The organism is Ancylobacter mangrovi (genome assembly GCF_024752355.1).
Classification (GTDB): domain Bacteria; phylum Pseudomonadota; class Alphaproteobacteria; order Rhizobiales; family Xanthobacteraceae; genus Ancylobacter; species Ancylobacter mangrovi.
This window is the reverse complement of record NZ_JANTHZ010000012.1, coordinates 123,089-148,243: the sequence shown is the minus strand read 5'-3', so window position 1 is coordinate 148,243 and position 25,155 is coordinate 123,089. Positions and strand designations below refer to the sequence as shown.

General features: G+C 69.0%; 27 protein-coding genes. 14 read left to right on the top strand and 13 right to left on the bottom strand.

The annotated features are described in order from the left end of the window. Positions 1-44: 44 nt before the first annotated feature. The 6 genes from NVS89_RS20345 to NVS89_RS20320 form a co-directional block, all read right to left on the bottom strand. The gene (locus NVS89_RS20345; RefSeq protein WP_258734593.1) at positions 45-632 is read right to left on the bottom strand and encodes an NAD(P)H-dependent oxidoreductase; all 588 of its coding nucleotides are present in this window, start codon (positions 630-632) and stop codon (positions 45-47) included. Continuing rightward, complete coding sequence (locus tag NVS89_RS20340; protein ID WP_258734592.1) at positions 632-2,038, bottom strand: FAD-binding oxidoreductase; 1,407 nt, start codon at positions 2,036-2,038, stop codon at positions 632-634. The genes NVS89_RS20345 and NVS89_RS20340 overlap by 1 nt, the downstream gene beginning before the upstream one ends. Then, a complete protein-coding gene (locus NVS89_RS20335) occupies positions 2,028-3,380 on the bottom strand; it encodes a cytosine deaminase (protein WP_258734591.1) in 1,353 nt (450 codons plus the stop codon). The genes NVS89_RS20340 and NVS89_RS20335 overlap by 11 nt, the downstream gene beginning before the upstream one ends. 5 nt (positions 3,381-3,385) lie before the next feature. Then, the gene (locus NVS89_RS20330; protein WP_258734590.1) at positions 3,386-4,165 is read right to left on the bottom strand and encodes an ABC transporter permease; all 780 of its coding nucleotides are present in this window, start codon (positions 4,163-4,165) and stop codon (positions 3,386-3,388) included. 13 nt (positions 4,166-4,178) lie between these two features. Further along, complete coding sequence (locus NVS89_RS20325) at positions 4,179-4,937, bottom strand: ABC transporter ATP-binding protein (protein ID WP_258734589.1); 759 nt, start codon at positions 4,935-4,937, stop codon at positions 4,179-4,181. Positions 4,938-5,001: 64 nt separating this feature from the next. Continuing rightward, positions 5,002-6,030, bottom strand: coding sequence for an ABC transporter substrate-binding protein (locus NVS89_RS20320; RefSeq protein ID WP_258734588.1), 1,029 nt, complete (start codon positions 6,028-6,030; stop codon positions 5,002-5,004). Positions 6,031-6,171: 141 nt separating this feature from the next. On the opposite strand from NVS89_RS20320, the gene NVS89_RS20315 reads away from it, so the two are divergent. The 3 genes from NVS89_RS20315 to NVS89_RS20305 all read left to right on the top strand — a co-directional run bounded on the left by NVS89_RS20315 (position 6,172) and on the right by NVS89_RS20305 (position 8,531). After that, positions 6,172-6,561 (top strand): RidA family protein, encoded by a 390-nt coding sequence (locus NVS89_RS20315; RefSeq protein WP_258734587.1) that lies wholly within the window; start codon positions 6,172-6,174, stop codon positions 6,559-6,561. A gap of 69 nt (positions 6,562-6,630) precedes the next feature. Next, positions 6,631-7,449 carry a creatininase family protein gene (locus NVS89_RS20310; protein ID WP_258734586.1) on the top strand — a complete coding sequence of 273 codons (819 nt, stop codon included), beginning with the start codon at positions 6,631-6,633 and terminating at the stop codon, positions 7,447-7,449. Further along, positions 7,449-8,531 carry an Ldh family oxidoreductase gene (locus NVS89_RS20305; protein WP_258734585.1) on the top strand — a complete coding sequence of 361 codons (1,083 nt, stop codon included), beginning with the start codon at positions 7,449-7,451 and terminating at the stop codon, positions 8,529-8,531. Before NVS89_RS20310 ends, NVS89_RS20305 begins: the two co-directional genes overlap by 1 nt. A 21-nt stretch (positions 8,532-8,552) precedes the next feature. On the opposite strand, the gene NVS89_RS20300 is transcribed toward NVS89_RS20305, so the two are convergent. Together NVS89_RS20300 and ppa are read right to left on the bottom strand one after the other, a co-directional pair. Beyond that, positions 8,553-9,272, bottom strand: a complete 720-nt coding sequence (locus NVS89_RS20300) for a phosphoribosyltransferase (RefSeq protein WP_258734584.1) — start codon at positions 9,270-9,272, stop codon at positions 8,553-8,555. Positions 9,273-9,445: 173 nt separating this feature from the next. After that, positions 9,446-9,973, bottom strand: a complete 528-nt coding sequence (gene ppa, locus NVS89_RS20295; RefSeq protein WP_258734583.1) for an inorganic diphosphatase — start codon at positions 9,971-9,973, stop codon at positions 9,446-9,448. A 242-nt stretch (positions 9,974-10,215) separates the two neighbouring features. Between ppa and NVS89_RS20290 the strand changes: the two genes are divergently transcribed. The 8 genes from NVS89_RS20290 to NVS89_RS20255 all read left to right on the top strand — a co-directional run bounded on the left by NVS89_RS20290 (position 10,216) and on the right by NVS89_RS20255 (position 16,932). After that, positions 10,216-10,518 carry a hypothetical protein gene (locus tag NVS89_RS20290; protein ID WP_258734582.1) on the top strand — a complete coding sequence of 101 codons (303 nt, stop codon included), beginning with the start codon at positions 10,216-10,218 and terminating at the stop codon, positions 10,516-10,518. Continuing rightward, complete coding sequence (gene aztA / locus NVS89_RS20285) at positions 10,518-11,261, top strand: zinc ABC transporter ATP-binding protein AztA (RefSeq protein WP_258734581.1); 744 nt, start codon at positions 10,518-10,520, stop codon at positions 11,259-11,261. Before NVS89_RS20290 ends, aztA begins: the two co-directional genes overlap by 1 nt. Positions 11,262-11,263: 2 nt before the next feature. Next, positions 11,264-12,133, top strand: a complete 870-nt coding sequence (locus tag NVS89_RS20280; protein ID WP_258734640.1) for a metal ABC transporter permease — start codon at positions 11,264-11,266, stop codon at positions 12,131-12,133. Positions 12,134-12,143: 10 nt separating this feature from the next. Beyond that, entirely contained in the window at positions 12,144-13,127 is a 984-nt protein-coding gene (locus NVS89_RS20275) for a metal ABC transporter substrate-binding protein (protein ID WP_258734580.1), read from the top strand. Between the two features lie 137 nt (positions 13,128-13,264). Further along, a complete protein-coding gene (locus tag NVS89_RS20270; protein WP_258734579.1) occupies positions 13,265-14,239 on the top strand; it encodes a CobW family GTP-binding protein in 975 nt (324 codons plus the stop codon). A 9-nt stretch (positions 14,240-14,248) separates the two neighbouring features. Further along, positions 14,249-15,013: an SDR family oxidoreductase gene (locus NVS89_RS20265; RefSeq protein WP_258734578.1), complete on the top strand. Its 765-nt coding sequence runs from the start codon at positions 14,249-14,251 to the stop codon at positions 15,011-15,013. A gap of 102 nt (positions 15,014-15,115) precedes the next feature. Further along, positions 15,116-16,111, top strand: coding sequence for a WD40 repeat domain-containing protein (locus NVS89_RS20260; protein WP_258734577.1), 996 nt, complete (start codon positions 15,116-15,118; stop codon positions 16,109-16,111). Positions 16,112-16,191: 80 nt separating this feature from the next. After that, on the top strand, positions 16,192-16,932 hold the full coding sequence (locus NVS89_RS20255) for an acetoacetate decarboxylase (RefSeq protein ID WP_258734576.1): 741 nt from the start codon (positions 16,192-16,194) through the stop codon (positions 16,930-16,932). A 28-nt stretch (positions 16,933-16,960) separates the two neighbouring features. On the opposite strand, the gene NVS89_RS20250 is transcribed toward NVS89_RS20255, so the two are convergent. The 3 genes from NVS89_RS20250 to NVS89_RS20240 form a co-directional block, all read right to left on the bottom strand. Continuing rightward, positions 16,961-17,914 (bottom strand): nickel/cobalt transporter, encoded by a 954-nt coding sequence (locus tag NVS89_RS20250; protein WP_258734575.1) that lies wholly within the window; start codon positions 17,912-17,914, stop codon positions 16,961-16,963. Beyond that, positions 17,911-18,564: a DUF1007 family protein gene (locus tag NVS89_RS20245; RefSeq protein ID WP_258734574.1), complete on the bottom strand. Its 654-nt coding sequence runs from the start codon at positions 18,562-18,564 to the stop codon at positions 17,911-17,913. The genes NVS89_RS20250 and NVS89_RS20245 overlap by 4 nt, the downstream gene beginning before the upstream one ends. A gap of 166 nt (positions 18,565-18,730) precedes the next feature. Next, positions 18,731-19,768 (bottom strand): aspartate-semialdehyde dehydrogenase, encoded by a 1,038-nt coding sequence (locus NVS89_RS20240; RefSeq protein WP_258734573.1) that lies wholly within the window; start codon positions 19,766-19,768, stop codon positions 18,731-18,733. A 160-nt stretch (positions 19,769-19,928) separates the two neighbouring features. On the opposite strand from NVS89_RS20240, the gene NVS89_RS20235 reads away from it, so the two are divergent. Continuing rightward, entirely contained in the window at positions 19,929-20,279 is a 351-nt protein-coding gene (locus NVS89_RS20235) for a hypothetical protein (RefSeq protein ID WP_258734572.1), read from the top strand. A gap of 3 nt (positions 20,280-20,282) precedes the next feature. Here the strand turns inward: NVS89_RS20235 and ispG are convergent, their stop codons facing one another. Both ispG and NVS89_RS20225 read right to left on the bottom strand, forming a co-directional pair. Further along, positions 20,283-21,605 carry a flavodoxin-dependent (E)-4-hydroxy-3-methylbut-2-enyl-diphosphate synthase gene (ispG, locus tag NVS89_RS20230; RefSeq protein WP_258734571.1) on the bottom strand — a complete coding sequence of 441 codons (1,323 nt, stop codon included), beginning with the start codon at positions 21,603-21,605 and terminating at the stop codon, positions 20,283-20,285. A gap of 67 nt (positions 21,606-21,672) precedes the next feature. Next, positions 21,673-22,218, bottom strand: a complete 546-nt coding sequence (locus NVS89_RS20225) for a transcriptional repressor (RefSeq protein ID WP_258734570.1) — start codon at positions 22,216-22,218, stop codon at positions 21,673-21,675. Positions 22,219-22,410: 192 nt separating this feature from the next. On the opposite strand from NVS89_RS20225, the gene NVS89_RS20220 reads away from it, so the two are divergent. Together NVS89_RS20220 and NVS89_RS22960 are read left to right on the top strand one after the other, a co-directional pair. Further along, positions 22,411-23,190, top strand: a complete 780-nt coding sequence (locus tag NVS89_RS20220) for a 3-hydroxybutyrate dehydrogenase (RefSeq protein WP_258734569.1) — start codon at positions 22,411-22,413, stop codon at positions 23,188-23,190. 164 nt (positions 23,191-23,354) lie between these two features. Beyond that, a complete protein-coding gene (locus NVS89_RS22960; protein WP_309486574.1) occupies positions 23,355-25,055 on the top strand; it encodes a patatin-like phospholipase family protein in 1,701 nt (566 codons plus the stop codon). Positions 25,056-25,155: the final 100 nt, after the last annotated feature.

Sequence of the window (25,155 nt, the reverse complement as noted above, 5' to 3'; positions counted from 1 at the left end):
GGCAAACCTCTTCGCCGTCAAAATACCTCTCGCGGTGGTAGGATCTATAGCCGGGCGAAGCGCGCCTCGACACGCGAAAGAAAGGCCGAACACTTGGCTTCGGTGGTAGAGTCCATGCTGTGCAGCGCCAGCCAGAGCTTTCGCGCCCGCGGATGGATGATGCCGCCGACCCCGTCGAGCAGGATTCGCCGCCCCGGCTGGCCGACCCATAGCCACCAGAACCAGGGCGAGCCGAGCGTGCTCACGGCGGCGATGAGCCGGATATTGGTGAGCCGGCGTTCGAGCGGGCGGAAGGGCCTGGGCAGGCCGAAAGTCTCGTAGGGCACCAGCACACGGTCCAGCCAGCCCTTCAGCATGGCCGGCGGCCCGTACCACCAGGTGGGAGCGACGAACACCAGCGCCTCGGCCGCCTTCAGCCGTTCGAGGTGTTCCGATACCGTCTGCGCGTTGAGGCCGGGCTGGTGGTAGTCGAGCCGCTCCTGGCGCGTGAGGGCGGGCTGGAAGTCCTCGCCATAGAGGTCGATCAGGTCGGCCTCGTGCCCGCCCGCCTTCAGCCCGCGCAGCACCGCGTCGCGCAGCGCGGCGCTGAAGCTCTCCCCGACCGGGTGGCAGTAGACGACCAGCGCGCGCATCAGGCTACGCCTCCGAGGCCTCGAAAGAGGTAGGTGCGCCCGGCGCCGAAATCGAAATCGGGATGCTCGAAGGCGATCATTTTGCCCGGATTGAGTAGGCCGGCCGGGTCGGCCTCGCGCTTGAACGCGAGCTGGGCCGCGTCGGTCTGCTTCATGCCGCCCTCCTCAAGCGTGTAGCGGTGGGGATTGAACACCGGAATGCCGGTCGCCTCGTGGCGGGCGACGATCTCCTCCAGCCGCTCCTCGGTGGTGAAGCGCACCAGCGGCAGGCCGAAGCAGGTCACCTTCCCGTCGAAGCGCACGAATTCGAGATGGGCGGGCACCTCCTCGCCGAGCTCGGCATGGATGCGCGCCACGAGGTCGAGCTGGTCGGGGAACGGGTAGAGCGTCTGCAGATAGGTGATCGAGGGGTCGACCCGGAGCGCGCGCAGCGTGGTGTGGTTCCACGACAGCTCGTAGAGCGGGGGCAGGCCCTTGCGCGCGTCGGGATCGAGCTGGTCCGAGCGGAACAGCATGCGCCCCCGCCAGCGCGCCGTGAAATCGGCGAAGGCGGCGCCGGCGACCGGGGCGAGCATGGCCAGCACCACGTGCAGGCCGTCCGGCAAATAGGGGCGGTGGCGCAGGAAATAGTCCTGCGGCAGCGGCGCGGCGATCACCGAGACCAGCTTCTTGAGGATGGCGTCCTGTTCGCCGAGCGCGTTGGCATAGGCGGCGGCGGTGGCGAAGTCCTCGAAGCCGACGATCGCCTCGATCCAGTCGCAGGCCGGCGCCAGCGGCATCTCGACCTCGAGGATGACGCCGTTGGTGCCGTAAGCGTGCGAGACCTTCTGCAGTGCCTCGCCCTCGAGCTCGAGGATGCGCGGGCGCGCCTCCATGGTGGCGAGGCGAAGGCGCAGGATGTTGCCGAGGTCGCGCAGCCCGCCCCAGGTGATGGAGCCGACCCCGCCCGAGCCGCCGGCGACGAAGCCGCCGATCGAGGCGGTGCGGTAGGTGGAGGGATGAAGGCGCAGCTCCTGCCCGGAGGCGCGGCAGGCGGCGTCGATATCGGCCATGATGGCGCCGGCCTGCGCCCGCACCCGGCCGGGCGCGATCTCCAGCACCTCGTTAAGGCCGGAGAGGTCCAGCACCAGTCCGCCGGCGAGAGGCATGGCCTGCCCATAATTGCCGGTGCCGGCGCCGCGCGGGGTGACGGGGATGGCGAGCGCGAAGCAGGCTTCGAGGATGCGCAGCACCTCGTCCTCGCTGGCGGGGAAGGCGACGATCTCGCCGGTGACGTCGTCGAGCTGGCGCTTCAGCGTCGGCGAGTACCAGTAGAAGTCGCGGCTCTTCTGGCGCACCAGAGCGGGATTGTCCTCCAGCCGGATGCCGGCGAGCCGGGCCTTGAGCGCGGGGATGTCATGGGCCATGGCGCGGGGCCTTCCGGGTCTGCATCGCGTCGTCGAGTTCAGCGTAGTCGGGCACGGCCGCGTCGAGGAGGCGGCCCTTCCGCAGCACGCCGCGCGCCCCCTGCGGCCGGGCGAGCCATTCGTTGAGGCTGCGGGCGCGGAAGAGGACGAGGTCGGCCGCCGCGCCGGGCGCGAGACGGCCGGCCTCCAGCCCCATCCACTGCGCCGGGGCGCGCGAGACCACGGCCGGCCAGTCGGCGGCGGGATGGTCGAGATGGGCGATGCGGGTCGCCTCGCGATAGACCTCGGCAAGGTCCAGGTCGCCATAGGCATAGAAGGGGTCGCGGGTGTTGTCGCTCGCCACCATCACCGGAATGCCGCGCGCCTTCATCTCGTGGAGCAGGGTGACGCCCCGCCAGCGCGGGGTGCGGCCGGGCGCGCGGTCCTGAAGGTAGAGGTTGCACATGGGCAGCGATACCACACCAATGCCGGCCTGCGCGACGAGGTCCAGCGTGCGGTCGATCTCCTCCGCCGCCTTCACCGAGAGCGCGCAGCAATGGCCGGCGAGGATCGGCCCCTCGAAGCGCCGCTCGCGGGCGAGGGTGGCGATCTCGAACAGGCCGCGCCCGTTGCGGTCGCGCTCATCGACATGGAGGTCGAGGGCGAGGCCCCAGCGCTCCGCCGCCGCGAACAGCCGCTCGAGGCCGGGGACGAGGTTGGGCGTCGCATAGGTATAGCTGCCGAGCAGCCCGCCATGGGCGCGGATGAGCTCGATCAGGGTCGCGAACAGCGCGTCGTCCATCACGCTGTCGATCGGGATCAGGCCGACCGCCTGAAGCTCGATCCGCCCGCGCCAGGCCTCGCGCATCGCGGCGAAGACGCGCCAGGCGGTGGCGGCGCGCGGGCCCTCCGAATCGAGATGGGTGCGGATCGCCACGGTGCCGTGGGCGTGGGCGCAGCGCAGCGCGAAGTCGAAGCGGCGGGCGATGTCCTCCTCCGACCAGTTGGCGGCGCGGTCGGCGGCGACCGCCGCCATGGCGCCGTCGAAGCTGCCGTCCGGGTTCGGCGCGCGCTGCCAGATGAAGCCCTTGTCGAGATGGGTGTGGATGTCGACGAAGCCGGGCAGAACGAGGCGCCCGGCGAGGTCGAGGCGGGCCGGGCCGGGCTGTGCGGCCTCGCCGGCGGGCGTCAGCGCCGCCACCCGCCCGTCGGCGACCGCGACGTCGACCGCGGCCAGCCCCTCGCGGCCCGCGCTCCAGGCGCCGTCCGGCAGTAGGCAGGCCGGTACGTGCGCACCGGCGAGGGTGAAGGCGGCGGGGAGATCGGCGAGGTCGGCAGCAACGTTGGCAGGTTGACGGTCCATGGCATTCAGCCGTTCGCCAGCGCGCTCTCGTGCCAGCGCCGCAGCGCCAGCCACGAGATGAGGCTCAGCACGGCATAGATCAGGATGCCGGCCAGCGAGATGAGCAGCAGCGCGGCGAACATGCGCGGAATGTTCAGCCGGTAGGCGGATTCGACGATGCGGAAGGCGAGGCCCGAGCCCTGTCCGGCCGAGCCGGCGGCGATCTCGCCGACCACGGCACCGATCAGCGCCAGCCCGCCGGCGATGCGCAGCCCGCCGAGGAAATAGGGTAGGGCGGTCGGCAGGCGGAGCTGTACCAGCGTCTGCCAGCGGCTGGCGCCGGCGAGCCGGAACAGGTCTCGCAGGTTCGGGTCGACCGAGTTGAGGCCGAGCGTGGTGTTGGCCAGCACCGGGAAGAAGGCGACGATCCAGGCGCAGACCAGCACCGCGGTATCGGTGCTCAGATAGATCAGCATCAGCGGCGCGATGGCGATCACCGGCGTCACCTGCAGGATGACGGCGATCGGGAACAGCGAGAACTCGACGATCCGCGCGCTGGCGAAGATCAGCGCCAGCGCCACCCCGCCCGCCACCGCGAAGGTCAGCGCCAGCGCCGTGGTGCGCAGCGTCACCAGCATCGACTGCAGCAGCACCGCGTGGTCGGCGATGAGCGTCTCCACCACCTGGGCCGGGCTCGGCAGGATGTAGGGCGGCAGGTCGTTGAGATCGACGATCGCCTCCCAGCCGATGACGAGGGCGGCCATGACAGCCACCGGAAGCAGCCAGCGGAGCGGGGAGGTCTCCATGGCGCGCCCCGTCCTACTGCGCGTCCATCGCGCGGGCGAGCGCGAGCGAGGTCTCCCGGCACAGGCCGACATATTCCGGCGAGGTGCGGTACGCCTCGTCGCGCGGCTGGTCGGGATCGATCGACAGCTCCGCCGAGACGCGGCCGGGGCGGGCGCGGAACACCAGGATGCGGGTCGACAGGAACACGGATTCGAACACCGAATGGGTGACGAAGACGATGGTGCAGCCGAGCCGGCGCCAGACCTCGAGCAGGTCGTTGTTCAACTTGAAGCGGGTGATCTCGTCGAGCGCGGCGAAGGGTTCGTCCATCAGCAGCAGGCGCGGCCGCGTGACCAGCGCGCGGGCGATGGAGACGCGCATCTTCATGCCGCCTGAGAGCTCGCGCGGATAGGCGTCGCGGAAGGAGGACAGTCCGACCATCTCCAGCGCCTCGGCGATCGCCGGCTCGGCCTGCCGGCGCCCGACGCCGGCGAGCTTGAGCGGCAGGTGGACGTTGCCGAACACGCTCGCCCAGGGCATCAGCGTCGGCTCCTGGAACACGAAGCCGATGGAGCGGCGCGCGGCCTGCTCGCCGTTCCATTCGATGGTGCCGGCGCTCGGCTCGGACAGGCCGGCGATGAGGCGCAGCGCCGTCGACTTGCCGCAGCCCGAAGGGCCGAGCAGCGAGAGGAACTCGCCCTGCCGCACCTGCATGTCGAGCCCTTCAAGCGCCGTCACCGTGTTGGCGAAGCGCTTGCCGACGCCGTCGAGCGAGACGAGGGGGGCGGACATGCGGGCGGCGGGCTCTCGGGTGGCGGGCTTTTGGATGGCGGCGTTCATGCGAAACGGCATCGGCCTATTTGGCGAGGTCCTTGCCGACGCCCTTGTTCACGAATTGCAGCGTGTAGGACTTCTTATAGTCGATGCCGCCGTCGACCACCTTGGCGGCGACCATCTTGTCGAAGAAGCTCTTCATCTTCGCGTCGGTCATCGCGCCGATGCCCATCGTCCTGGTGTCCCCGGAATCGACGATGCCGTACTCCTTCATCTTGGCGATGGAGAAGGCGATCATCTCGTCGGTCATTTCCGGATTGTCTTTCTTTATCAGCTCGTTGGCCTTGGTGTTGTCGCCGTAGAGATAGTTGTACCAGCCAATGATCGAGGCATCGACGAAGCGCTGGACGAGGTCCGGGTTCTCCTTCACCAGCTCGGTGCGGGTCTCGATCGTGGTCGAATAGGTGTCGAAGCCCTCGTCGGCCAGCAGGAACAGCTTCGGCTTGAAGCCGCCCTGCTTCTCGACCGCCAGCGGCTCGGAGGTGATGTAGCCCTGCATGGCGCTGTTCTCGTCGGCGAGGAACGGCGCGGCATTGAAGGTGTAGGGCTTCACCTGGCTCTCGCTGAAGCCGTAATCGGCGACCAGCCACTGGTAGTAGCTCGCCAGCCCTTCCTTGGAGATGAACAGGGTCCGCGTCTTCAGGTCCTCGAACGTCTTCACGTCCGGGTGCGCGATCAGCACCTGCGGGTCCTTCTGGAACATGGCCGCGACTACCTCGGTCGGGATCTCCTCGGCCACCGAGGAGAAGGCCTGCAGCATGTTGGCGCCCATGTAGAAGTCGATCTTGCCGACCGGCAGCAGCAGCCGGTTATTGGCCTGCGGCCCGCCCGGCACGATGGTCACGTCGAGCCCGTACTTCGCATAGGTGCCGTCCACTACCGCCTGGTAGAAGCCGCCATGCTCGGCCTGCGCCACCCAGTTGGTGCCGAAGGTCACCTTGTCGGCTGCCCGTGCGGCCGGCGCGGCGAGGGTGAGGAAGACGGCGAAGGCGGCGGCGAGGGGGGCGGCGAAGGGGGCGAGATCACGCAGGCGCGGAAGACGCAGGCGCATCGATGTCTCCATCCGGTGCGAAGGGGCGGCGGGCGGGGTGCAGATGGCGCCATGATAGGCGAGCTTAAGACGGATGCACATATGCCTGTACCGTCCTCTCCCGCAGTTGCGAACCGCGCCGGGTGCTCCTAGCGTGGGGCCATGCTTCGCCATCTCGTTCCCGACGCCGTCCGCCGGCCGTTCGCGCGCTACAGCCACGCGGTCGAAATTCCCGCCGGGGCGCGCCTCCTGCTGGTCTCGGGCCAGCTCGGCATCTCGCCCGAGGACGCCATCCCCGAAAGCGCGGAGGCGCAGGCGACGTTGTGTTTCGCCGCCATCGCCGCCTGCCTCGCCGAGGCGGGCATGGGGCCGGCCGATATCGTGCGTCTCAACGCCTATGTGACCGACCGCGCGCACATGGCCGGCTACATGGCCGCGCGCGACGCCTTCATCGCCGATCCGCCGCCCGCCTCCACCCTGATGATCGTCTCCGGTTTCACCCGGCCGGAGTTCAAGGTCGAGGTCGAGGCGCTGGCGGCGAAGGCGGATTGAGCCTAGAACGCGCCCATCCACCGCCTGTATCGCCGCCGCCCGTATTGCTCGACTTGCCGGATCAGTGCCATGCCGCCCAAACGCTTCTGGACCGAACTCGCCTGGACCGATTTCGCCGAGGGCGACACGGCCGACTGGATCGCCGTGCTGCCGGTGGCCGCGGTCGAGCAGCACGGCCCGCACCTGCCGGTCGGCGTCGATACGATGATCGGCGAGGGCTATATCGAGGAGGTGATGAAGCTTCTCCCGGACGACCTGCCGGCGGTGTTCCTGCCGCTGCAGGCGATCGGCAAGTCCAACGAGCATATCCATTTCCCCGGCACGCTCACGCTGTCGGCGGAGACGGTCATCCGCGCCTGGAGCGAGATCGGCGAGAGCGTGCACCGCGCCGGGGTGCGCAAGCTCGTCATCGCCAATTCGCATGGCGGCAACGTGCCGATGCTCGACGTGGTGGCGCGCGACCTGCGCGCCCGGCTCGGCATGCTGGCGGTGACGGTCTCCTGGCACCGCTTCGGCTATCCCGAAGGGCTGTTCTCGCCGCAGGAGCGCCAGCACGGCATCCATGCCGGCGGCATCGAGACCTCGCTGATGATGGCGTTCCGCCCGGACATGATCCGCATGGACCAGGTGCGCGACTTCCCGCCCGCGACGCTCGCCATGGAGCAGGAATTCGCCTTCCTGCGCGCGGGCACGCCGGCCGGCTTTGGCTGGATGGCGCAGGACATACAGCCCGCCGGCGCCATGGGCGACGCCACCGAGGCCAGCGTCGAAAAGGGCGAGACCTGCGCCTTCTACGGCGCGCGCGCCTTCGTCGAGCTGCTGGCGGACGTGCACCGCTTCGATCTCGCGCGGTTGCCGGCCGGACCGCTCGGCGGGGCCGCGCTCTGATGGACGCCAGGACTTCAGCCGACAAGACCTCCGCTGATAAGGCCTCCGCCGACAAGGCCGCCGCCTCGCCGCTCGCTCCCCGCCGGGTAACGCTCGACGAGGCCCGCCTCTATGCCGCCCGGGTGCTGGAGCGCTTCGGCACGCTGCCGGCCAATGCCGCGCTCACCGCCCGCGCCCTCGTCGCCGCCGAGGCGGACGGGCTGGCGACGCACGGGCTGAGCCGGCTGCCGAGCTACTCCGCGATGGTGGCGAGCGGCAAGATCGACGGCCACGCGGTGCCGGTGGCGCGGCGCGTGGCGCCGGCGGTGCTCGCCGTCGATGCCGGCAACGGGTTCGCTTACCCGGCCATCGAAACCGGGCTGCCCCAGCTCGAGGCGATCACGCGCGAGGCCGGAATCGGCCTGATGATCCTGCGCCGGTCCAGCCATTTCGGCGTCGCCGGCCAGCCGGTTGAGCGGCTGGCGGAGCAGGGGTTGGTCGGGCTCGCCTTCGCCACCGCCCCGGCCTCGATCGCCCCCTGGGGCGGGCGGAGGGCCATGTTCGGCACCAACCCGATCGCCTTCGCCACGCCGCTGAAGGGGCGCGCGCCCGCGGTGGTCGACCTCTCGGTGGCGAAGGTGGCGCGCGGCAATCTCATGGCGGCGGCCCAGCGCGGCGAGCCGATCCCGGAAGGCTGGGCGCTCGACGCCGAGGGCCGGCCGACCACCGACGCGAAGGCGGGGCTCGGCGGCACGATGGTGCCGATGGGCGAGGCCAAGGGCACGGCGCTCGCCTTCATCATCGAGGTGATGGCGGCGGCGCTGACCGCCTCCACCCTCTCGATCGACGCGCCGAGCTTCTTCGACGGCGAGGGCCCGCCGGCGGCGCTCGGCCAGCTCGTCATCGCCATCGACCCGTCGCGGGGGGCGGGCGACGCCTATCTCGACCATCTCGAGCGGCTGGCCCGCACCATCGAGGCCGAGCCCGGCGCGCGGCTGCCGGGCACCCGGCGCCTCGCCAACCGCGACCGCGCGGCCGGGGAGGGCGTGGTGATCGGCGGCGCGCTGCAGCGCGCTCTGGCCGGGATGGGCTTCACCGGCTGAGCGGACGCACGCTTTCCGCGCTCATTCCGGCAGGGTCGACCAGTCCGGGTACCAACCGCCCTCGCCCTTGCGGAACAGCGGGCAGGAGATCGGCGCGCGCACGAGGGCGGGCCAGGACGGGTCGATGGCGCCGAGCGCCTTCTGCCAGACGTTCGTCTCCCGGATCGCGGTGACGACGCCGACCACATCGGCGCCGATGCGCCGCATCAGTTCCAGCTCGGCGGAGACGGTGCCGCCGGTGGAGATCACGTCCTCGACCAGCAGCACGCGCTTGCCCTCCATCCGCTCCAGCAGGCGCGGGTCGATGAACACCGTCTTCGGCTTGAGCGGGCTGGTGATGGAGATGACGGGGATGGACAGCTCGTCCTCGAACCAGAACTTGCGCGAATAGCTCAGCGGCACGTAGTGCGGGTGGCCGAGCTTCTTCGCCACCGAGGCGGCGAGCACCATGCCCAGCGTCGGCATGCCGACCACGATTTCCGGCGCGAGGTCACGCACGGCGTCGGCCATGGCGCTGCTCAGTCGGTCCTCGAGCTCGAACGAGTTCTCGGTGATGCACAGATAGGCAATCGCCGTGTCGAAATCGGGCGGCAGGGCGAGGAAGGGCAGGTCCGCCCAGTCGCCGTCCGGCAGCTTCACGGGGTAGCTGTCGCCATAGGGCGGCGGGCCGACGTCCTTGAGCTCGGAGGCGGGGATGATGCGGTCGCGATAGGAGCCGCGGTTCTGGAAATTGAGGGGCATGGGAACTCCGGCGCGGGATATGAGCCGGAGCCGGAGCGAGCAATCAGGATGCCAAGGCGTATCCGCCCGATGCCCATCCGGCGCGGCGCCCATGAACGAGGGAGGGCCGGCTCCGCGTGGAACCGGCCCTCCGGGTTGTCGTCAGCTCGTCGGTGCCCGGTGCGGCGCCGTGCTCACTTCTTCGCGGCTGCGAGGCCGCGCTTGATGATCTCGTGGGCGCCGGCGGCGTCGCGCCAGTCGGCGACGGAGACCGTCTTGCCCTTCTCCAGATCCTTGTAGTGGGTGAAGAAGTGGGCGATCTGCTCGATGATGAGCGGCGGCAGGTCGGAGTAGTTCTTGACCTTGGCGTGGTAGGGGTAGACCGAGTCCGCGGGCACGGCGAGGATCTTCTCGTCGCCGCCCTTCTCGTCGGTCATCATCAGCACGCCGACCGGACGGGCGGGGATGACGGAGCCGGCGAGCAGCGGGATCGGCGAGATCACGACCACGTCGAGCGGGTCGCCGTCGTCTCCCAGCGTCTGCGGGATGAAGCCGTAATTGCCCGGGTAGAACATCGGCGTGTGCAGGAAGCGGTCGACGAAGAGCGCGCCCGATTCCTTGTCGATCTCGTACTTCACCGGCGCCCCGCCGGCGGGAATCTCGATGATGACGTGAATCTCCTCAGGCGGATTCGGTCCGGCCGAGATGCGGGAAATATCCATGAACGGGCTCCAGTCGGAAGCGCCGGCAGCGCCGGCAGGGCAACGCGCCTTCTCTTAAGTCGGCGCGGCCGCGCCGTCGAGACGCGCCGTGCGGTCAATTTAGCCTATCTCCGCCGGCCGGCATGGTCGTTGACGTGGCTCAGGCGCGGCGAGGGATGTGGGGACCAGGCGATACATTGCATCATTTTCTCTAGGCAAAGCGAATTGATATGTTATATCACTTCCGCTCCCGGAGAGACCCGATGCCCATCGCCAGCGTGCCGCCCCCGTCCCACGACCCCCATCGCACCCCGCCGCAGAGCCATGCCCCGGCGAGTTCGCATGAGGGTGCCCACACCCACACCCCTTCCGGCGCGCACGGGCATGCGCACGCCCATGGGCATCCGCACGGTCATTCCCATGGGCCCGGGCGGCGCCATCCGCCGGCGCGGCCCTCGGCCTCGCTGCTGCGGCTCTCGGTGTGGCAGCGGCTCGCTATGGCGGTGCCGCTGGCGGCGCTGTTGTGGGCGGCGGCGCTGTGGGTTATCGGCGGGGTGGGGGCGTGATGGCACCCGTGCTCGCCTTCCGCGACCTGACGCTCGGCTATGAGCGCCACCCGGCCGTGCACCATCTCGAGGGTGAGGTGCCGGAACGCTCCCTGCTCGCCGTGTGCGGGCCGAACGGCGCCGGCAAGTCGACCCTGCTGAAGGGCATTGCCGGCGTCCTCGCGCCGCTGTCGGGAAGGATCGAGGGCGCCGTGCCGGCGCAGGAGACCGCCTATCTGCCGCAGGCGGCCGAGGTCGACCGTTCCTTTCCCATCGACGTCTACGACCTCGTCGCCATGGGCCTGTGGCGGCGCACCGGGCTGTTCGGCGGCATCGGCCGCGCCGACCGGGCACGGATCGAGGCGGCCATCGCCGCGGTCGGGCTCGAAGGTTTCGAGGACCGGCCCATCGCCACCCTGTCCGGCGGCCAGATGCAGCGCACGCTGTTCGCCCGCCTGCTGCTGCAGGATGCGCGGCTGATCCTGCTCGACGAACCGTTCAACGCGCTCGACGCCGGCACCATCGCCGACCTGACCGCGCTGGTGGAGCGCTGGAACGGCGAGGGGCGCACCGTGGTCGCCGTGCTGCACGATCTCGAGCTGGTGCGCGCGCATTTTCCCCAGACCCTGCTGCTGGCGCGCTCGACGGTGGCCTGGGGCGCGACGCTGGACGTGCTGACCACCTCCAATCTCGCCGTCGCCCGCCGCATGTGCGAGGCCTGGGACGAGAACGCGCCGGCGTGCGCACCCGGAGAGGCCGCGTGATGATGCTGTACGACTACATCGTCGGCCCGTTCGCCGAGTTCGACTTCATGCGCCGCGCGCTGGTCGGCGTGCTGGCGCTCGGCGTCGGCGCGGGGCCCATCGGCGTGCTGATGATGCTGCGCCGCATGAGCCTTGCCGGCGACGCCATGGCGCACGCCATCCTGCCCGGGGCGGCGGTCGGCTTCCTTGCCGCCGGGCTGAACCTCTGGGCGATGACCATCGGCGGCATGGTGGCCGGCTTCACGGTGGCGATCGGCGCCGGCGCCGTCGCCCGCGCCACGCAGATGAAGGAGGACGCGGCGCTGGCCGCCTTCTACCTGGTGTCGCTGGCGCTCGGCGTGCTGCTGGTGTCGCTGCGCGGCTCGAATGTCGACCTGCTGCACGTGCTGTTCGGCACCGTGCTGGCGCTCGACGACCCGACGCTGCTGCTGATCGTCTCGATCGCCAGCATCACCCTGCTGGTGCTGGCGGTGCTGTGGCGCCCGCTGGTGATGGAGAGCGTCGATCCGGGCTTCCTGCGCTCGGTCAGCCGGGCGGGGGCGCCCTCGCACCTCGCCTTCCTGGCTCTGGTGGTGCTCAACCTCGTCGGCGGCTTCCACGCGCTCGGCACGCTGCTGGCGGTGGGCATGATGATGCTGCCGGCCATCGCCGCGCGGTTCTGGAGCCGTGAGCTGACCACGCTGGTCTGGCTGTCGGTGCTGATCGCCTGCGGCTCCGGCGCGCTGGGGCTGCTGGTTTCCTACCATTCGGGCGTGCCCTCGGGGCCCGCCATCATCCTCGTCGCCGGCGGCGCCTATGTGCTGTCGGTCCTGTTCGGGCCGGTCGGCGGACTGCTGCCGCGCCTCGTTCCCCGTCGTCACCTCGAAGCCTGAGGAGATTCGCATGCTGATCAACTGGCGGCCCACCCGTCGTTCCTGGCTCGCCGTGTTCGCCACGGCCGCGCTCGCCGCGCCGGCCCTGTTCACGCCCGCTTCGGCGCAGGACGCGGCGCCGGCCGAGAAGATGCCGGTCGTCGCCACCTTCTCCATCCTCGGCGACCTGGTGAAGCAGGTCGGCGGCGACCGCGTCGCGGTGAGCGTGCTCGTCGGGCCGAACGGCGACGCGCATGTGTTCCAGCCTGCGCCCGCCGACGCCAAGAAGGTGGCGGACGCCAAGGTCGTGTTCGTCAACGGGCTCGGCTTCGAGGGCTGGATGGACCGGCTGCTGAAATCCTCCGGCACCAAGGCGAAGATCGTCGTCGCGTCCGAGGGCGTGACCCCGCGCGAGATGGCGGAGGAAGAGGAGGGTGATGCGCACGAGGCTGATGCCGCGCACGAGCACGAGGGCCACGAGCATGGCGGGCTCGACCCGCACGCCTGGCAGTCGGTCGCCAACGCCAAGCTCTACGTCGCCAATATCCGCGACGGGCTGATCGCCGCCGACCCGGCCGGGCAGGCGGCCTATGCCTCCAACGCCGCCGCCTACACCGCCAAGCTCGACGCGCTGGAGAACGAGGTGAAGGCCGCCATCGCCGCGATCCCGCCGGAGCGCCGGCGCATCATCACCTCGCACGATGCGTTCGGCTATTTCGGCGCCGCCTACGGCATGGAGTTCATCGCGCCACAGGGCGTGTCCACCGACGCCGAGGCCTCGGCGCAGGACGTGGCCAGCATCATCCGCCAGATCAAGGCGGAGAAGATCCCGGCCGTGTTCATGGAGAACATCTCCGACCCGCGCCTCATCCAGCGCATCGCCGCCGAGACCGGCGCCAAGATCGGCGGCGAGGTCTACTCCGACGCCCTGTCCGATGACAAAGGCCCGGCGAGCACCTACATCGACATGATCGAGAACAACATCCACCAGTTCTCGTCGGCACTGTCGAGCTGACCCGCGCTGAGCTGGCATTCCGCAGACGCGTCAAGCGTCGCGGGGGTGCCGGCCGGCGGGAATGAAGAATAGCGGTCCCGGATGTCGCAGGACGACGTCCGGGACAATGCGTCTGACGAGACCATTGGAGTGGCACCATGCCCGAGACCCAGTCCGACAAGATCCCCGTCACCGTCCTCACCGGCTATCTCGGTGCCGGCAAGACCACGCTGCTCAACCGCATCCTCTCCGAGCCGCACGGCAAGAAGTACGCCGTCGTCGTCAACGAGTTCGGCGAGATCGGCATCGACAACGACCTGGTGGTCGGCGCCGATGAGGAAGTGTTCGAGATGAACAACGGGTGCATCTGCTGCACCGTGCGCGGCGACCTGATCCGCATCATCGACGGCCTTTTGCGCCGCAAGGGCGATTTCGACGGCATCATCGTCGAGACCACCGGCCTCGCCGACCCGGCCCCGGTCGCGCAGACCTTCTTCGTCGACGAGATCGTCGGCGCCAAGACCTCGCTCGACGCGGTGGTGACGGTGGCCGACGCCAAATGGCTGAAGGAGCGGCTGAAGGACGCCCCCGAGGCGAAGAACCAGATCGCCTTCGCCGACGTGATCCTGCTCAACAAGACCGACCTCGTCACCGACACCGAGCTCAAGGACGTGGAGATGCGCATCCGCGCCATCAACCCGTTCGCGCGCATCCACCGCACGCAGCGCTCGGACATCGCCATCGACAAGGTGCTGGGGCAGGGCGCGTTCGACCTCGACCGCATCACCGCGATCGATCCCGACTTCCTGGAAGGCGGCCACCGCCACTTCCACGACGAGGACATGAAGTCGGTCTCCTTCGCCTCCGACAAGCCGCTCGACCCGGACAAGTTCTTCCCGTGGATCCAGGAGCTGACCCAGCGCGAGGGGCCGAACATCCTGCGCTCCAAGGGCATCCTCGCCTTCAAGGACGACCCGGACCGCTTCGTGTTCCAGGGCGTGCACATGATCCTCGACGGCGACCACCAGCGCCCCTGGCGCGCGGACGAGGCGAAGACGAGCCGCATCGTCTTCATCGGTCGCCATCTCGACGAGAAGGCGCTGGAGGAAGGCTTCCTCTCCTGCACGGCGTGAGGCGGCGGCGTGAGCGAATTCGCTGACAAGGTCGTCATCGTCACCGGAGCGGCGCGCGGCCTCGGCCGCGTGACCGCGCTCGCCTTCGCCGGCGAGGGCGCGCGGGTCGTGATCTCCGACATCGACCGCGCCGGCGGCGAGGAGACGCTCGAGATGGTGCGTCAGGCGGGCGCGCAGGGCCTGTTCCTGCCGACCGACGTGCGGGTCGAGAGCGAGGTCGAGGAGATGGTCGCGAAGACCGTCGAGAGCTATGGCCGGCTCGACTGCGCGGTGAACAATGCCGGCGTGGTCCGCTTCGCGCCGATCGACGAGGAGACCGGCGAGAGCTTCGACCTTCACGTCGACACCAATCTGCGCGGCGTGTTCCACTGCATGAAGCACGAGATCCGCCAGATGAAGAAGAATGGCGGCGGGGCGATCGTCAACCAGTCCTCCGTCACCGGCAGCCTGACCGGCAACCCGACCGAGAGCCTCTACGCCGCCTCCAAGGGCGGGGTGGACGGGCTCACCAAGTCGGTGGCGCTGGAAGTCGCCAAGCACGGCATCAGCGTCAACGCCATCGCCGCCTGCGGCATCGACGCGCCCGGCGACGTGTTCCACCAGTGGATGGAGCGCGAGGGCATCAGCGCCGAGGAAGCGGGAAAGATGTTCCCGATCGGCCGTCTCGGGCAGGCGGACGAGCTGACCGCGGCGGTGCTGTTCCTGTGCTCGGAGAAGGCACGCTTCATCCTCGGCCACCTGCTGGTCATCGACGGCGGCTGGATCGCCCGCTGAGCGGCGGGCGGACGCGACGGCCGACCAGCGCATGAGAGCGGGGCGTGACGGCGGCGCCCGCATCGGCTAACTCTGCACCTGCCCGCGACCGACAGAAATGCCATGGCTGCCCTTTCCTCCACGCCTTCCTCCATCACCTCGAAGCTCACCCCGATCGATCTCGGCGATCCCGTGGTCGGCGTGCGCTTCCTCGGTTCCGTCGCCGCCTTCGCGCTCGGCGGCGGGAAGATCGTGCTCGCGGGCGAAGAGGAACGGCGCCTCGACGCCCACGGCGGCGCCATTCTGAGCGTCGACGGCGACCGGCGCCGCCTCGTCACCGGCGGCGATGATGGCCGCGTGGTGGAGACGGCGGGCGACGGGTCGAGCCGGGTGCTGTTCGAGCAGAAGGGCCGGTGGATCGACCAGGTGGCCGCCGGGCCGGACGGCTCGGTCGCCTTCTCCGCCGGCCGCACTGCCTATTTCCGGCCCGCCAAGGGCGATCCGAAGACGCTCGACCTGCCCTCGACGGTCGGCGGGCTCGCCTTCGCGCCGAAGGGCACGCGGCTCGCCATCGCCCATTATGGCGGGGCGACGCTGTGGTTCCCGAACGCGCAGGCCAAGCCCGAGTCGCTCGAATGGAAGGGCTCGCATCGCGGCATCCTCTGGCACCCGGACGGGCGCTTCATCGTCACCACCATGCAGGAGGCGGCGCTGCACGGCTGGCGGCTGCCGGACGGGGCGCATATGCGCATGTCGGGCTATCCCTCGCGGGTGAAGTCGATGGCCTTCACCGCCGGCGGGCGCTTCCTCGCCACCTCCGGCTCCAGCGAGGCGGTGCTCTGGCCGTTCGGCTCGAAGGAAGGGCCGATGGGCAAGCAGCCGACCATGCTGGCGCCGCGCGACGTGCGCGTCTCCTGCGTCGGGGCGCATCCCAAGGACGAGGTGATCGCCTGCGGCTATGACGACGGCATGGTGCTGCTGGTGCGCATCTCGGACGGGGCGGAGATCCTCGCCCGCTCGCCGTCGGGCGGGGCGGTCAGCGCGCTCGCCTGGCGCGCGGATGGCGGCGCGCTCGCCATCGGCACCGAGGACGGCGCGGGCGGGCTGATCGTGCTGTGACGGTGCGATGACGCGGTTCGCACTGTCGCGGCCGCGTGCGGTGCATTAGGCTCGCAATCCGTTCCAGCTGAGGGCCCGTCATGAAGATTGAAGACGTCCGTCGCACTGCCTATTCCATGCCGCTGACCAGCCCTTCCTATCCGAAGGGTCCGTACCGTTTCTTCAACCGCGAATATTTCATCATCACCTACCGCACCGACCCGGCGGCGCTGGAGAAGGTGGTTCCCGAGCCGCTGAAGGTGACGGACCCGATCGTCAAATACGAGTTCATCCGCATGCCGGATTCCACCGGCTTCGGCGACTACACCGAGACCGGGCAGGTGATCCCGGTCGAGTTCGAGGGCCGCAAGGGCGGCTTCGTCCACTCCATGTATCTCGACGACGAGGCGCCGATCGCCGGCGGGCGCGAGATCTGGGGCTTTCCCAAGAAGCTGGCCAAGCCGAGCATCGCGGTGGAGAGCGACACGTTGGTCGCCAAGCTGAACTATGGCAGCGTGCTCTGCGCCTGCGGCACCATGGGCTACAAGTACCAGGCGGTCGACAAGGACGCGACGCTGAAGTCGATGCTGGCGCCGAACTGGATGATCAAGATCATTCCCGACGTGGATGGTGGCCCGCGCATCTGCGAGCTGGTCGAGTACTATCTCGAGGACGTCATCATCAAGGAGGCGTGGACCGGGCCGGCGGCGCTCGGGCTGTTCCCGCACGCCATCTGCGACGTCGCCAAGCTGCCGGTGCTGGAGGTGCTCTCCGCCACCCACATCAAGTCCGACCTCACGCTCGGCCTCGGCAAGGTGATCCACGACTATATGAAGGACTGAGGCCTTCGCGCCGGCGCCTCCACCGGCCTCAGCCGAGCGACAGGCGCTCGGTGAGCATGAAGCCGAACATCAGGGCGAGGCCGAAGGCGATCAGCGCGAGCGCGGCGAGGAATTCGACGCCCCGCAGCACGACGGACCCGGCCGAGCCCGGCCGGGTCGCCGCCAGCCGCACCGCGGTGCGCTTGGCGAACACCGCGAGCGCGGCGACGGCGCTCACCGTCATCGCCGTGCCCACGCCCATCAGCAGGGTCGAGGCGGCCCCGACCCAGAAGATGCCCTGCGTCAGGGCGAAGATCAGCACCAGGATCGCGCCCGAGCAGGGCCGCAGCCCGACCGAGAGCACCGCGCCCCACCATTCGCGCCAGCCGCTCCCCTTGGGCAGCGCGTCCGGACCAGGCAGGTGGCCGTGATCGTCGCAGCTCTCGTCGCCATTGTGGACATGGTCCGGCAGGCCGCGCCAGGCGGCGATGAGCGCGCGGCCCTTCGCATAGGCGAGGCGCAGGCCGATCAGCACCACCAGCGCGTAGGCGGCGAGTTCCACGACATAGACCGCCCGGCTCATCGTCACGGCGGTGGCGCCGAGCACGATCGCGAACAGGGCGGCGACCAGGATGGCGGTCATCGACTGGGCGAAGGCGCTGGCGAAGGCGAGGCCGACGCCGCGCTTCAGCGTCGCCTCGTTGGCGAGCAGGTAGGAGGAGATCACCGCCTTGCCGTGCCCCGGGCCGGCGGCGTGGAAGATGCCGTAGGCGAATGAAATGCCCCCGAGCACGGCGAGCGCGCTGCCGTCCTGCTTGGAGGCGCGCACCGCCGAGGTCAGCAGGCGGTAGAACTCGGCCTGCTTGGCGAGGATGAAGGCGGCGATGCCGGCGGGCTCCGGCGGGGCCGGGGCGCCGACGCCGAAGGGCGATTGCGCGAAGGCGGGATGGAGCGCGAGCGCCGCCCCGAGCACGGCCAGAAGGGCAAGCGCGAGCCGCTTCACGGACAGGTCACCGTGGCCCGGTTGGAGAATTGCGAGCCGAAATTGCTGGCCGAGGTGAGCGTGTTGAAGAAGCTCTCGGACAGCGTCATGGTCGAGCTCGAGGTCGCGGCCGGATCGGGCCGGTGCAGGTCGACCGTGCAGCCGGGCGGCCCGCCCGCCAGCTTGACCGGATTGTCATCGGCGAGCTGGAAGGCGACGAAATAGGTCGGGTCGTAGACGTCGATCGCGGTGCTGCCCTTCGCCGGCACGGGCTTGGCCAGCGGCAGGGTGAAGTGCAGCGTCAGCGACGTGCCGTCATAGGTGAGGCTGTAGTCCTTCGGCGGGGCGAACGGGAACTTCTGCTTCCCGCGCTGGGCATAGGTGAAATAGTCGTAGTCCTTGAGGGAATCGATGTTGACCTGGGCGAGCTCCTTCAGCGTCTTCTCGGTCGGCTTGCCGTCCGGCCCGGTCTCCAGCCCCTGCAGCGCGAAGCTCGAGAAGCCCTCGTCGAAGGTCCAGTCGTGGCGCACGTCGACCAGCGAGCCGTCGGGCGCATAATTGAACTGGGATCTCACGACCACCCAGACATGGGGATGGGCGAGGGCCGGGGCGGAGAGCGAGGCCAGCCCGCCCGCGACGATCGCCGCGATGGTGAGAAGACGCGTCAGCACGATTCCATCCGAAGTTGAGGTGCGGCGCACCTTGTACATCGACTTCGGCGGAACGGTGACGCGGTAATGTCAGAACGACAACGGCCGCCCCGGAGGGCGGCCGTTGCATTTCCCGTAATATCGGGCCGCCCGGAAGCGGCCGTCGCGGTCTCGCGGTCGCGGCCGTTCAGGCCGCCTTCTGCGACTTCGGCTGAAGGAGCTTGCGGTTGACCAGAACCTCGGCGATCTGCACCGCGTTCAGCGCCGCGCCCTTGCGCAGATTGTCCGACACGCACCAGAAGGAGAGGCCGTTCTCCACCGTCGCATCCTCGCGGATGCGCGAGATGTAGGTCGCGTCCTCGCCGGCCGCCTCGTAGGGCGTGATGTAGCCGCCGGGCTCGTGCTTGTCGACGACCAGCACCCCGGGGGCGTTGCGCAGCGCCTCCGTGGCCTCCTCGACCGTGATCGGCTTCTCGAACTCGATGTTCACCGCCTCGGCATGGGAGATGAACACCGGGACCCGCACCGCGGTGCAGGTGAGCTTGATCTTCGGGTCGAGGATCTTCTTGGTCTCGGCCATCACCTTCCATTCTTCCTTGGTGTAGCCGTCCTCCATGAAGACGTCGATGTGCGGAATCACGTTGAAGGCGATGCGCTTGGTGAACTTCTTCGGCTCGATCGGGTCGGAGACGAACACGGCGCGGGTCTGCGAGAACAATTCGTCCATCGCGTCCTTGCCGGCGCCGGAGACCGACTGGTAGGTCGCGACCACGACACGCTTGATCGTCGCCAGATCGTGCAGCGGCTTCAGCGCCACGACGAGCTGGGCGGTCGAGCAGTTCGGGTTGGCGATGATGTTCTTGCGGGTGAAGCCCTTCACCGCGTCGGCGTTCACTTCCGGCACGATCAGCGGCACGTCGGAATCGTAGCGCCAGGCTGAGGAGTTATCGATCACCACGCAGCCCTGGGCGCCGATCTTGGGCGACCACTGCTTCGACACGTCGCCGCCCGCCGACATCAGGCAGATGTCGGTGTCGGAGAAGTCGTAGTGCTCGAGGGCTTTGACTTTCAGGGTCTTGTCGCCGAAGGAGACTTCCGTCCCGACCGAACGACGGGAGGCGAGCGCGACCACCTCGTCGGCGGGAAAACCCCGCTCCGAGAGGATGTCGAGCATTTCACGGCCCACATTGCCTGTGGCGCCGACGACGGCGACCTTGTAGCCCATCATATTTCTCCTGAAAGTCCTGCCATTCACAGGCTCGGACGAGCGCGGGCTTTTACGCCTATAGGCGGGGAAGGGCAATGGACGAGTCTTGGATTGGTGAGGCTTGATGTTGATTGTGAGGCGGACTTAGAATCGACGCCTGAAACCACAGGGCGCATTCATGAAGTCGAAAACTGTGCCGAAGGACTCAACCGTTGAAACGATGCTTGCAATCGGAAAGATGAAAAATCCGGCCGGTTGGTTGCAGAGAATCCATCATCGAATGGTTTTGTCTGAAAGGCAGCCGTGCTTTGTCCGCATCGGCGTAGATGGTGATGGGTCCAGACCTTCATTCAAGATTGTTTATGACGAAAATGGTATTGAAATTAGTCAGATAAATAAAGCCTACGACTATTATGGAAACGCATCATTTAGGTATGATAAGAGCGTCAATGGTTCAGGTTGGAGTCTAGTGCGATCTGATATTTCAGAGGTGGAGATACTTCTGGAAAAAATCTCCAGTAAAATCTGATCATCACTCCGCCGCGTCGACGCTGCCCGCTTCCGTCCGTCCCACGCCGAACCGCCGCGCCACATACTCCTCGACGATCTTTTTGAAGTCGTCGCGCAGGCTCGGCCCGCGCAGCGTCATCGCCTTCTTGCCGTCGAGATAGACCGGGGCGGTGGGGAACTCGCCGGTACCGGGCAGCGAGATGCCGATGTCGGCATGCTTGGATTCGCCCGGCCCGTTGACGATGCAGCCCATCACCGCGACGTTCAGCGTCTCGACGCCGGGATAGTGCTTCTTCCATTCCGGCATCGAGGTGCGGATGAAGTCCTGCACCTCGAAGGCGAGCTCCTGGAAGGTGGTGGAGGTGGTGCGCCCGCAGCCGGGGCAGGCGGCGACCAGCGGCACGAAGGTGCGCAGGCCCATGGTCTGCAGCATCTCCTGCGCCACCGTCACCTCGCGGGTGCGGTCGCCGCCCGGCTCGGGGGTGAGCGAGACGCGGATCGTGTCGCCGATGCCCTGCTGGAGCAGCACGCCCATGGCGGTGGAGGAGGCGACGATGCCCTTCGAGCCCATGCCGGCCTCGGTAAGGCCGAGATGCAGCGCGTAGTCGGCGCGGCGCGCGAGCTCGGAATAGACGGTGATGAGGTCCTGCACCGCCGACACCTTGGCGGAGAGGATGATCTTCTCGCGCTTGAGGCCGATCTCCTCGGCGAGCGCGGCCGAGAGCAGGGCCGAGCGCACCAGCGCCTCGCGGGTGACGGCGCGCGCGTCCGCCGGGCGCGGAAGCTTCGCGTTCTGGTCCATCAGCGCGGTGAGCAGGTCGTTGTCGAGCGAGCCCCAGTTGGCGCCGATGCGCACCGGCTTGTCGTATTTGATGGCGAGCTCGATGATGGTGGCGAAGTGACGGTCGCGCTTGTCGCCGAAGCCGACATTGCCCGGGTTGATGCGGTACTTGTCGAGCGCGGCCGCGCAGTCGGGATACTTCGTCAGCAGCAGGTGGCCGTTATAGTGGAAGTCGCCGACGATCGGGGTGGAGAGCCCCATCGCCAGCAGGCGTTCCTTGATCTCCGGCACCGCCTGCGCGGCTTCGTCCCGGTCGACCGTGATGCGCACGATCTCCGAGCCGGCGCGCGCGAGCTGGGCGATCTGCAACGCCGTGCCCGCCGCGTCCGCGGTGTCGGTGTTGGTCATGGACTGCACCACGACCGGCGCGCCGCCGCCAACAGCGACCTCGCCGACCATCACCGGAACGGTCGACCGCCGAGGGGCCGGGCCGGCGGCCTCGAGCTCGGGAGCGACGATGGGTTCGAGAGCGGTCGGTTCGGCGGTGTCGCGGAGCAGGGTCATCGGGGGACGTTCCAGTGGCGCGGCGCGAAGGCAGCGCCTGTTCGGGTAGACGCGGCGTCCGCCGCCGTCAACGATCCTCTCCAGCCTGAACCGCCTGCGTGGCATCGGCGTGACGGCCGGCCTCGGCGCAGCGCGCGCACAGGCCGGGGATCTCGACCACCGAGGCGCGGCGGGTGAAGCCGGCCGCCCGGCTCGCCCAGGCGAGGTCGCGGCCGACGGCGTGGGAGGCGATCTCGGTCGTCAGCCCGCACTCGTCGCAGATTAGGAACACCACCACCTCGTCGGCGGCATGCTCGCGCCCGCAGGCGATGAAGGCGTTGCGGCTCTCCACCCGGTGGGCGAGGCCCTCGCCGACCAAGAAGTCGAGCGCGCGGTAGACCGACATCGGCGGCGGCTTCTCGCCGGTGGCGCCGAGCCGCTCCACGAGGTCGTAGGCGCCGAGCGGGACATGGCTGTCGGCGAGCACTTCCAGCACGCGCCGGCGCAGCGGGGTGAGCCGCGCCCCGCGCTCCTCGCAGCACATCTCCGCCCGCGACAGCGCGTCGGCGACGCAGGTGCTGTGGTCGTGATCGGCGTGGAGCGGTTTGCGCCCGGTTTCGAGGTGCGACGTCATGCGGTGATCGTACTCCAGCGCTAGCAAACCGAAAACCATGCCGGCAGGATCGCGGGAAGGTTGGAAGCCGCTGTGCGATAAGGGTGTTTGCAGTGCGGTATGCCGTGCTAGCGTAGATCATATGGGAATTCGGACGGCAGGATGCGAGCCGCTAGGCCTCGACCCGTCGCCCTCCAGCTCAGGAGCTCTTGAATGCTTAAGGGGAAGAACGCCGTCGTCACCGGCTCAACCAGCGGCATCGGCCTCGCCTATGCGCGCGCGCTTGCGGCCGAGGGCGTGAACGTGACGCTGAACGGCTTCGGCGATCCGGCGGCGATCGAGAAGGAGCGCTCGGGCATCGAAAGCGAGTTCGGCGTCAAGGCGATCTATTCGGGCGCGGACCTCACCAAGGGCTCGGAATGCGCCGGCCTCGTGAAGTTCGCCGAGGGCGAGCTGGGCTCGGTCGACATCCTCATCAACAATGCCGGCGTGCAGCATGTCGAGCCGATCGAGGACTTCCCGGACGACAAGTGGGACCTCATCATCGCGCTGAACCTGTCGGCCGCCTTCCACGCCATCAAGGCGGCGGTGCCGGGCATGAAGGCGCGCAAATGGGGGCGCATCATCAACACCGCCTCCGCCCATGCGCTGGTCGCCTCGCCCTTCAAGTCGGCCTATGTCTCGGCCAAGCACGGCATCGCCGGCCTGACCAAGACGGTGGCCCTGGAAACCGCTACCTTCGGCATTACCTGCAATGCGATCTGCCCGGGTTATGTGTGGACGCCGCTGGTCGAGAAGCAGATTCCCGACACCGCCAAGGCCCGCGGCATCACCGAGCAGCAGGTGAAGGAGTTCCTGCTGGCCGAGCAGCCGACCAAGGAATTCGTGACGGTCGAGCAGGTGGCCGCCCTCGCCGTGTTCCTGTGCGGCGACAACGCCAAGTCGATCACCGGCGCGCTGCAGCAGATCGACGGCGGCTGGGTCGCCGAGTAACGAAGTCGAGGAGGAGCCGCGTGGCCGATACGCCCAGGCGCACCCGCGCCACCCCCGCGAAAGCACAAGCCAAGCGGTCTGCCAACAAGCCGTCTGCGAAGGCGTCGCCTAAGGCGCCCGCTGGCAGCCGCACGGCTGCCGCGACCGGGCCGTCGCGCCGCACGGTGTCGACGCCCACGCCCGAGGCGACGGCACCCGCCAGCCCGGCGCCCGACATCGTCGAGCCGGCGACGTCGGTGGCGGCCGGCGGTGGCGTGACCGGGGCTGCGAAGACGGGAGCGGCGAAGACCGGGGCTGCGAAGTCGGGGGCGAGCCGGAAGGGCGCCGGAGAAGCGGCGGTCGGCAAGCTCGCCGGCGGCGAGGCGGCCGGAAGCGCCGCCGCGTCGACGGCGACGCCGGGTCGCACGAAGCCGGGGACGGCCAAGGCGGATACGGCCAAGCCCGCTGTTGCCAAGTCCGGCGCGGCCAAACCGGGTGCCCGCAAGACGGCGCCGAAGCCTGCTTCGGCCAAGAGCGAGACGGTCACCTCCAAGATGGCCGTCGCAGAGGCACCCGTGGCGACACCCGCAGAGACCAAGCCGGCGGAGACCAAGCCTGCAGAGACGAAGGCGACCGACGCGAAGCCCGCTGCCAAGCCGGTCCGGCGCGGCGCGGCGGCCAAGGCGGCGCCGAAGGCTTCCGCCGCGAGGGCCGAAGCTCCGGCCAAGGACGCCTCCGCCGAGAAGACGGGCGCAAAGGCAGAGAGCGCCAAGGCCGAGGCCGTGGCCGGTGCGCTCGCCACGCCGACCGGCGAGGTCAAGGTCAAGCGCCAGCCCGGCAAGCCCTCGAGCCCGACGCTCAAGCCGATCAACCTCGCGCTGCAGGGCGGCGGCGCGCATGGCGCCTTCACCTGGGGCGTGCTCGACCGGCTGCTGGAGGACGGGCGCATCTCGGTCGAGGGGATTTCCGGCACCAGCGCCGGGGCGATGAACGCCGCCGTGCTGGCGACCGGCCTCGCGCGCGGCGGCAATGAGGGCGGGCGCGAGGCGCTGCGCCGCTACTGGCGCGCGGTCTCCAAGGACGGGCGCACCAGCCCGCTCCAGCGCACGCTGCTCGACCGGCTGATGGGCAACTGGTCGCTCAATTCGAACCCCAGCTACATCGCCTTCGACGTGATGAGCCGGTTCTTCTCGCCCTACGACCTCAATCCGCTCAACATCAACCCGCTGATGGACCTGATCGAGCAGCACGTGGATTTCGAAGCGGTGCAGTCGTGCCGCCACGTGCACGTGTTCGTGTCCGCCACCAACGTGCATACCGGCAAGGTGCGGGTGTTCGCCAAGCACGAACTGACCGCGCAGGCCATCATGGCCTCGGCCTGCCTGCCGTTCATGTTCCAGGCGGTCGAGATCGACGGCGTGCCCTACTGGGACGGCGGCTATATGGGCAATCCGGCGCTGTTCCCGTTCTACAGCGCGGTCAAGACCGACGACATCCTGCTGGTCCAGATCAACCCGATCATCCGCCGCGATACGCCGAAGACGGCGCGCGACATCCAGGACCGGATGAACGAGATCACCTTCAACGCCTCGCTGCTGGCGCAGCTTCGCGCGGCGGAGTTCGTCGGCCGGCTGCTGAAGCACGGCAACCTGAAGAAGAAGGGCGACGGCATCGACGGCTACCGCGACCTGCGCATCCACCGCATCGACGGGGCCGAGAAGCTGGTGGCGCTCGACGCCTCGACCAAGATGAACGCGGAGTGGGAGTTCCTGCTCTATCTCCACGCCATCGGCCGCGAGGCGGCGGAGAGCTTCTTGGAGCAGCATTTCAACGACATCGGCGTGCGCTCCACGCTCGATGTCGGCGAGGAACTGCGCAAGAGCTGAGGACGCCAGCGGCAGGCCGTCCTGGTGCCGGAACTGGAGACGGGCCGGCTGCGGCTCGCCCGCTGACGCCGGGCGACGTCGCCGGCCTGCATCGCGCCTA

Excerpts from the sequence above, each read along its gene's own strand:
- NVS89_RS20260 (WP_258734577.1), top strand. The coding sequence starts at position 15,116 with ATGGCTGCCCTTTCCTCCACGCCTTCCTCCATCACCTCGAAGCTCACC.
- NVS89_RS20290 (WP_258734582.1), top strand. The coding sequence starts at position 10,216 with ATGCCCATCGCCAGCGTGCCGCCCCCGTCCCACGACCCCCATCGCACC.
- NVS89_RS20300 (WP_258734584.1), bottom strand. The coding sequence starts at position 9,272 with ATGCCCCTCAATTTCCAGAACCGCGGCTCCTATCGCGACCGCATCATC.
- NVS89_RS20270 (WP_258734579.1), top strand. The coding sequence starts at position 13,265 with ATGCCCGAGACCCAGTCCGACAAGATCCCCGTCACCGTCCTCACCGGC.
- NVS89_RS20330 (WP_258734590.1), bottom strand. The coding sequence starts at position 4,165 with ATGGAGACCTCCCCGCTCCGCTGGCTGCTTCCGGTGGCTGTCATGGCC.
- aztA (WP_258734581.1), top strand. The coding sequence starts at position 10,518 with ATGGCACCCGTGCTCGCCTTCCGCGACCTGACGCTCGGCTATGAGCGC.
- ppa (WP_258734583.1), bottom strand. The coding sequence starts at position 9,973 with ATGGATATTTCCCGCATCTCGGCCGGACCGAATCCGCCTGAGGAGATT.
- NVS89_RS20280 (WP_258734640.1), top strand. The coding sequence starts at position 11,264 with ATGCTGTACGACTACATCGTCGGCCCGTTCGCCGAGTTCGACTTCATG.
- NVS89_RS20310 (WP_258734586.1), top strand. The coding sequence starts at position 6,631 with ATGCCGCCCAAACGCTTCTGGACCGAACTCGCCTGGACCGATTTCGCC.
- NVS89_RS20345 (WP_258734593.1), bottom strand. The coding sequence starts at position 632 with ATGCGCGCGCTGGTCGTCTACTGCCACCCGGTCGGGGAGAGCTTCAGC.
- NVS89_RS20220 (WP_258734569.1), top strand. The coding sequence starts at position 22,411 with ATGCTTAAGGGGAAGAACGCCGTCGTCACCGGCTCAACCAGCGGCATC.
- NVS89_RS20235 (WP_258734572.1), top strand. The coding sequence starts at position 19,929 with ATGAAGTCGAAAACTGTGCCGAAGGACTCAACCGTTGAAACGATGCTT.
- NVS89_RS20325 (WP_258734589.1), bottom strand. The coding sequence starts at position 4,937 with ATGTCCGCCCCCCTCGTCTCGCTCGACGGCGTCGGCAAGCGCTTCGCC.
- NVS89_RS20275 (WP_258734580.1), top strand. The coding sequence starts at position 12,144 with ATGCTGATCAACTGGCGGCCCACCCGTCGTTCCTGGCTCGCCGTGTTC.
- NVS89_RS20320 (WP_258734588.1), bottom strand. The coding sequence starts at position 6,030 with ATGCGCCTGCGTCTTCCGCGCCTGCGTGATCTCGCCCCCTTCGCCGCC.
- NVS89_RS20305 (WP_258734585.1), top strand. The coding sequence starts at position 7,449 with ATGGACGCCAGGACTTCAGCCGACAAGACCTCCGCTGATAAGGCCTCC.
- NVS89_RS20255 (WP_258734576.1), top strand. The coding sequence starts at position 16,192 with ATGAAGATTGAAGACGTCCGTCGCACTGCCTATTCCATGCCGCTGACC.
- NVS89_RS20315 (WP_258734587.1), top strand. The coding sequence starts at position 6,172 with ATGCTTCGCCATCTCGTTCCCGACGCCGTCCGCCGGCCGTTCGCGCGC.
- NVS89_RS20240 (WP_258734573.1), bottom strand. The coding sequence starts at position 19,768 with ATGGGCTACAAGGTCGCCGTCGTCGGCGCCACAGGCAATGTGGGCCGT.
- ispG (WP_258734571.1), bottom strand. The coding sequence starts at position 21,605 with ATGACCCTGCTCCGCGACACCGCCGAACCGACCGCTCTCGAACCCATC.
- NVS89_RS20225 (WP_258734570.1), bottom strand. The coding sequence starts at position 22,218 with ATGACGTCGCACCTCGAAACCGGGCGCAAACCGCTCCACGCCGATCAC.
- NVS89_RS20340 (WP_258734592.1), bottom strand. The coding sequence starts at position 2,038 with ATGGCCCATGACATCCCCGCGCTCAAGGCCCGGCTCGCCGGCATCCGG.
- NVS89_RS20335 (WP_258734591.1), bottom strand. The coding sequence starts at position 3,380 with ATGGACCGTCAACCTGCCAACGTTGCTGCCGACCTCGCCGATCTCCCC.